Raw genomic sequence first — 6,000 nt, 5'->3', positions numbered from 1 at the left:
TAATTATATAAAAGAATTATTACTTATTAAAACGAAAAAATTCTTTTAAAATACTATAATAATAGTAATTTTTACTTGTAGTTAAATATTCAATTGAAAAAGTAAAATTATTTAATTAACTGGGAGGAACTATGAAAAATAAACTATTCAAAGAGAATAGTAAAAAAATAATTGAAACTTGTGATTTGCTTTGCAAAAATACATTTATTTTTAATCATAAGTGGGATATGGAAGTTTGTAAAATTCCATATACTTTTTCTGAAGAAATTATTTGGAATAAAATTCCTTTTGAAGATCCCGAGTGGACATTTATGTTAAATCGTCATAAATTTTGGGTTTATCTTGCTAAAGCTTACGCTTTAACCTCTGAAGAAAAATACTTTGATACTTTTATCTCACAAGTTAACTCATGGATTGATACTGTAGATGTTTTCAAAGATGAGTATTTCAATTGTTCTAGAACTATCGAAATAGGAATTCGGTGTTTAAACTGGATAAAAGCTATTAAAATTTTTAAAAATAGTTCTTGTAATTTAAACTTTATTGAAAATAAAATGATTGAATCTCTTCTATATCAATGTGAACTTCTAATTAAAACTTATGATGATTTTAGAACTCTTAGTAATTGGGGAGTTATGCAAAACTGTGGATTAATATCTCTGGCTTTAAATTATCAAGAACAACACTCTATTTTAAGCCAATACTTAACTATTGCATTAGAACGTTTGGAATATCAATGTAAAATTCAAATCTTACCTGATGGAGTCCATTGGGAACAATCTCCTATGTATCACAACGAGGTTTTAAATTGTCTTCTTGATATTGCTTTTGATTTTGAAAAATTAAATTTAGATACACCTAGTTTTATTCTATCTAGTATAAGAAAACTAGCTTATAGTAATGCTTATATGAAGAAACCAAATCATAACCAACCTATGCAAGGAGATAGTGACGAAACAGATTTAAGGGACATTATTACTCGATCTGCCTATATTTTAAAAGATCAAAATTTAAAATACTTTGGCTATAACTTTGTAGACTTTGAATCTATTTGGGATATTGGAGATTCAAATATTTCTAAATATGAAGAACTACCAACTAAAAAGCCTAATTTTACTTCAATCGCTCTAAAAGAAAGTGGAAATTTTTATCTAAGAGATTCTTTTGAAGATAATAGTAATTATCTTTGGTTTAGATGCGGAGCCCTTGGTAGTGGACATGGACATGGAGAACACTTACACTTTGATTTAGTCTCTAATGGAGAAGATTTTATAAGTGACCCTGGAAGATTTACTTATGTTGAAGGTAATAAAGACCGAGAATTCTTAAAAAGTTGTTTTGCACACAATACTACTATCGTTGACAATCTTCCATTTAGTAAATTTAATGGAGCATGGGGTATTGTTGAATCTGCTTTAACTTTAAATACACACCACTCTTTTAATACAACCTTTGATTTTGTAGAAGGTGGACACTTAGGATATGTCTCTTTAGAATCTCCTGTTGTTACTAATCGAAAAATTTTATATTTAAAAAATGATTTATGGATTATTATTGATGAATTTTTAACTGAAGGTGCTCACGAATATTCTCAAATTTTTAATTTTTATCCAGATAAAAAACCTACAGTTGATGGCCTAAAAGCTTTTATTAAAGGAGAAAATAGTAATCTTTTCATGTATTGGATTGATAAAAATTTAAACTTAAATTTAAAAAATAGTATTTTTTCTACTGAATATAATAAAATAAACTCTAATTTTCAATTGGTTAGTTCTATAAAAAGTAATAAAAGTAAAACACTGTTTACTATAATATCTTCTAAAGAACTTAGTATCCAAGAAGCTTCGGTTTTAAGAGGAGATGGATCTTTTGTTCCTTCTTATGAGGCCCAAGCAATTGAGATTACTTTAACTCCAAATAATAAAATTATTGTTTTTAACTCAATGATTGATATAAACAATCAGAAAAAAAGCTATTTAATTGATAATATCTTACTTTATGGAAAAACTGGATTTATTAAAAAGTATAACGATACCATATCTTTTGAAATTATTAAATATTAAAAAAGTATCCCTTAGAATAAATCTAAGGGATACTTTTTTATATTTTTTCTACTTTTACTTTATTGAATAATTCCTTAACAACATCTAGATCAATATTTCCTGTTTCATCCATCATTGCATTAGATATTCCACAAGCCATTGCTAACTTTAATGTTTCCTCTGGTGATTTATTTTCATTTAAACCATATGCAAATCCAGCAATTGTCGAATCACCACTCCCTACAGGATTTTTTATATTTACCTTAGGTATGCTTACTCTATAAATATCATTTTTCTCATCAATAAAGATAGCCCCATCTTTCCCTAAAGAAACCAATAGATTTTTGCATCCTCTATTTTTTATCTCTTTAGCACCTTCTAAAAGTTCTGAAAAAGTTAATAGTTCCCTTCCTAACATTCCTTCTAGCTCTTCTTTATTAGGTTTTATAAGATATGGATTACCTTCAATGCCTTTTAATAAAAATTTACCACTTGTATCAAGTATCACCTTTTTATTATTAGCTATCTCACATAAAACTTTATAGATATCATCTTGAACTCCTTGAGGAGCGCTTCCACTAATACATATTGTTTCAAATCTATCAAAATTATTTTTAAAAAACTCTAAAAATTTATCAATATAATTTGTTGAAACTTTTTCTCCTGGTTCTAATATTTCAGTTTGTGTTCCTTTTCCTAATATAGCAATACAACTTCTTGTTTCTGCATCTGTTTTTATAAATTTATCTTTGATTCCTATACTTTCTATTTTACTACTTATCCAATCACCACTATTCCCACCTAAAAAACCACTTGCTTCAACATTTTCTCCAAGTAATCTTAAAACTCTTGAAACATTCAATCCTTTTCCACCAGCTGTTTTAGATGCTTTTCCTCTAAAAATACTATTTATTTCAAAATTATCTATTTCATATCTTATGTCAATTGCAGGATTTAAAGTTATTGTTAATATCATAATTATCCTCTATTATCACTTTTACACATAATTATCTTATCTACAACAACCTTTTTCATAGCTTCTTTTGCTGGAATTAAATATTTTCTCGGATCGCTTTCATTTGGATTTTTTAAGAAAAATTCTTTTAAACTCTCTGCGAATGGTATTTTTAATTCTGTTGCAATATTAACTTTACAAATTCCATCTTCTATTGTTGTCCTAACTGAGTCAAAAGGTACTCCTGATGCTCCATGTAAAACTAATGGTATATCCACTAATTTTTTTATCTCTTTTAATCTATCATAATCTAATTTTGGTTCATTTTTATATAATCCATGAGCTGTTCCTATAGCTACCGCTAGTGAATTTACCCCAGTTCTTTCAACAAACTCTTTAGCTAATTTAGGATCTGTATATGAAGACTGTGATTCATCAACTATTAAATCATCCTCTTGCCCTACTAATTTTCCTAATTCTGCCTCTACACTTACATCATATCTATGAGCAAAATCTACAACTTCTTTTACTATTTTTATATTCTCTTCAAAGGGATGATGTGATGCATCAATCATAACTGACTTACATCCTAATAAAATAGCTTCTTTTATACTATTTACATCTTCATGATGATCTAAATGAAACGCTATTGGTATATCATACTTTTCACTTGCTGTCTCTATCATTTTTATCAGATACTCAATACCTGCATATTTAACTGTACTTGGTGTTGCTGCTAATATAACTGGTGATTTTAACTCGTTTGCTGTATCTACCACCACCTGAATTGTCTCTAAATTATGAATATTAAAAGCTGGTACTGCATACCCTCCTTTTTGTGCATCTAATAACATTTGGTTTGTTGAAACTAACATTGTGATTCCCCCTTATAATCGTATATTATAACACCTTGTACAACTCTGTTTACTTCTCCTGTTGGACACGGATTATCTGGATTTATTCCAAAACTTTTTGATTTATAAAATGCAAATAATTGAGCAAAATATATATAACTAAACATATTGAATACATCTTCTGCATTGTTGTCATCATTATTAAATGTATAGTAGTAATGTGAATTTTTTCTGGCTTCATCTGAATTTTTCATATCTAAAGTTACTAAAACTTTCTTTTTATTTTCACCATACATCTCTTTTAATAAATCTAATTCATATTTTCTTGTATAATCATTATTTGAAAGTAACGTAATAATCATTGTTGTGTCATTTATAATCGACTTTGGTCCATGTCTAAATCCTAGCGGTGAATTATAATGTAAACTCATATGACCTGCTGTTAACTCTAAACATTTCAATGCTGCCTCTTCTGCTACACCTTTTAAACATGAACTTCCTAAATATACAATTCTTGATATATCTAAAGTTATTAACGAATCAATCAACAACTTCATATCCTCATCTTTTATTTTTTCTATTTGTTTTTTCATTACATCTTCTATTTTTTCTAGTGATTCTAAATTAAATATTAAAAGTCCTGTTAAAGACATACAAGTGAAACTACTTGTCATTGCAAATCCCTTATCATTAGACTCCTCTGGCATTAAAAGAACAAGTGCTTTTTTATCATCTTTTTTATTTATTGCTAATTTTCCATCTTTATTACAAGTTATTAAAATATGACAAACATCATCTATTATCTCATCTGCTAGCTTAACCGTTGCTACACTTTCTGGACTATTACCTGAACGAGCACATGAAATTAATATTACTTTTTCATCTTTTTTTAAATAGTTTTCTGGGTTAGAAACGATATCTGTTGTAGCTATTGAAAGAACATTTCCCCCTAAAGCTGGAGTTATACTATTTCCTACAAACTCTGAAGTTCCTGCACCTGTAAAAATAATCTTTCTATTTTTAAAATCATTTTTATCTAAAAATGATTTGATTTCTTCTTTTTTTTCTTTCACTAAATTTATTGTTTCTAACCATAATCTTTTTTGTTGCTCAATCTCTTTTAATGTATAAAAATCTTTCATTTATTTATTCCCCTCCCATAATTTTAATGCATAAAGTGCTGATCCATAAACTGGCGTGTATTTTGGTTCAAGTATTACTGCATCAATTTTATTATTTTTTAAATAAATTTTTAAATTATCAAAAATATATTTTGAAGCTTTAAATACACCACCTACGTATGAAACCTTTATAGGCTTCTCAATGAAATCTATTTTTTCAGATATAGCTTTTATCATAAGTCCAATCTCTATTGATGCTTCTTTAAATATCTCTATACAGTGTGGATCATTTTTTTCTGCTGCTTTATAAACTACCATTGATAATTGAGCTATTTTTCCCCTATCAAGAGAATATTGATTATAAATTAAATCTATCAAATCAAAATCTTCTTTTAAATTTAATTCTTCTCTCATAGTAGTATATAAAGCTGTTTTAGGATATCTTCCATCTGCTTGTTTTGTAAATATTTCAATTCCTTTTTTAGCAATCCAGTAAGCCGACCCTTCATCACCACATGCATGTCCCCAACCGCTTGTTCTTGCTTCTTCCCCTAGTTCATTTATTCCATATCCAATAGCTCCTGTTCCAGCTATGATATTAATCCCAGGGTTACATTCCAACGATCCAGCCCAACCAGCTTTCATATCATTTCCTAATTGAAACTTTATCCCTCTCCAAGATTTTTTGGCAACATCTTCAATTATTTTTTGATCCTCTTTTATCTCTCCATACCCTGGAATACCTGCAAATATATAACCTATATCATCTTTAGTTATATTTAACTTTTCTAAAACTTCCTCTAGTATAGATATCAACAATTCTTCTAATCCATTAAAACCAATTTGTAAATAATGACCAGTTCCTTTTTGAAAACTTAAAACCTCATTTTTATCTTCATCTATAACTGAAACAGCTGTTTTTGTTCCACCGCTATCTATTCCTATAAAAAATTTCATTATGTACCACCCCAATATTTTTTTACTGGTACATACCAGTTAAAATGATTATAGTTAATTTTTTTTATTTT

At 27.9% G+C, this 6,000-nt stretch carries 5 protein-coding genes; 1 reads left to right on the top strand and 4 read right to left on the bottom strand.

All coding sequences use genetic code 11. The annotated features are described in order from the left end of the window. Positions 1-131 precede the first annotated feature (131 nt). A complete protein-coding gene (locus HMPREF0202_RS01680; RefSeq protein ID WP_023049863.1) occupies positions 132-2,063 on the top strand; it encodes an alginate lyase family protein in 1,932 nt (643 codons plus the stop codon). A gap of 37 nt (positions 2,064-2,100) precedes the next feature. Here the strand turns inward: HMPREF0202_RS01680 and HMPREF0202_RS01675 are convergent, their stop codons facing one another. Genes HMPREF0202_RS01675 through HMPREF0202_RS01660 form a run of 4 tightly spaced genes read right to left on the bottom strand, consistent with a single transcriptional unit; the run spans position 2,101 to position 5,929 of the window. After that, positions 2,101-3,018: a 1-phosphofructokinase family hexose kinase gene (locus HMPREF0202_RS01675; RefSeq protein ID WP_023049862.1), complete on the bottom strand. Its 918-nt coding sequence runs from the start codon at positions 3,016-3,018 to the stop codon at positions 2,101-2,103. A 2-nt stretch (positions 3,019-3,020) separates the two neighbouring features. Continuing rightward, positions 3,021-3,872 carry a tagatose bisphosphate family class II aldolase gene (locus HMPREF0202_RS01670; protein WP_023049861.1) on the bottom strand — a complete coding sequence of 284 codons (852 nt, stop codon included), beginning with the start codon at positions 3,870-3,872 and terminating at the stop codon, positions 3,021-3,023. Next, positions 3,866-4,993, bottom strand: coding sequence for an SIS domain-containing protein (locus tag HMPREF0202_RS01665; protein ID WP_023049860.1), 1,128 nt, complete (start codon positions 4,991-4,993; stop codon positions 3,866-3,868). Before HMPREF0202_RS01665 ends, HMPREF0202_RS01670 begins: the two co-directional genes overlap by 7 nt. Beyond that, complete coding sequence (locus tag HMPREF0202_RS01660; protein ID WP_023049859.1) at positions 4,994-5,929, bottom strand: N-acetylglucosamine kinase; 936 nt, start codon at positions 5,927-5,929, stop codon at positions 4,994-4,996. Positions 5,930-6,000 lie beyond the last annotated feature (71 nt).

Origin of the sequence: Cetobacterium somerae ATCC BAA-474 (genome assembly GCF_000479045.1) — a bacterium.
GTDB classification, from domain to species: Bacteria; Fusobacteriota; Fusobacteriia; order Fusobacteriales; family Fusobacteriaceae; genus Cetobacterium_A; species Cetobacterium_A somerae.
This window is presented reverse-complemented; position numbering and strand designations above follow the sequence as displayed.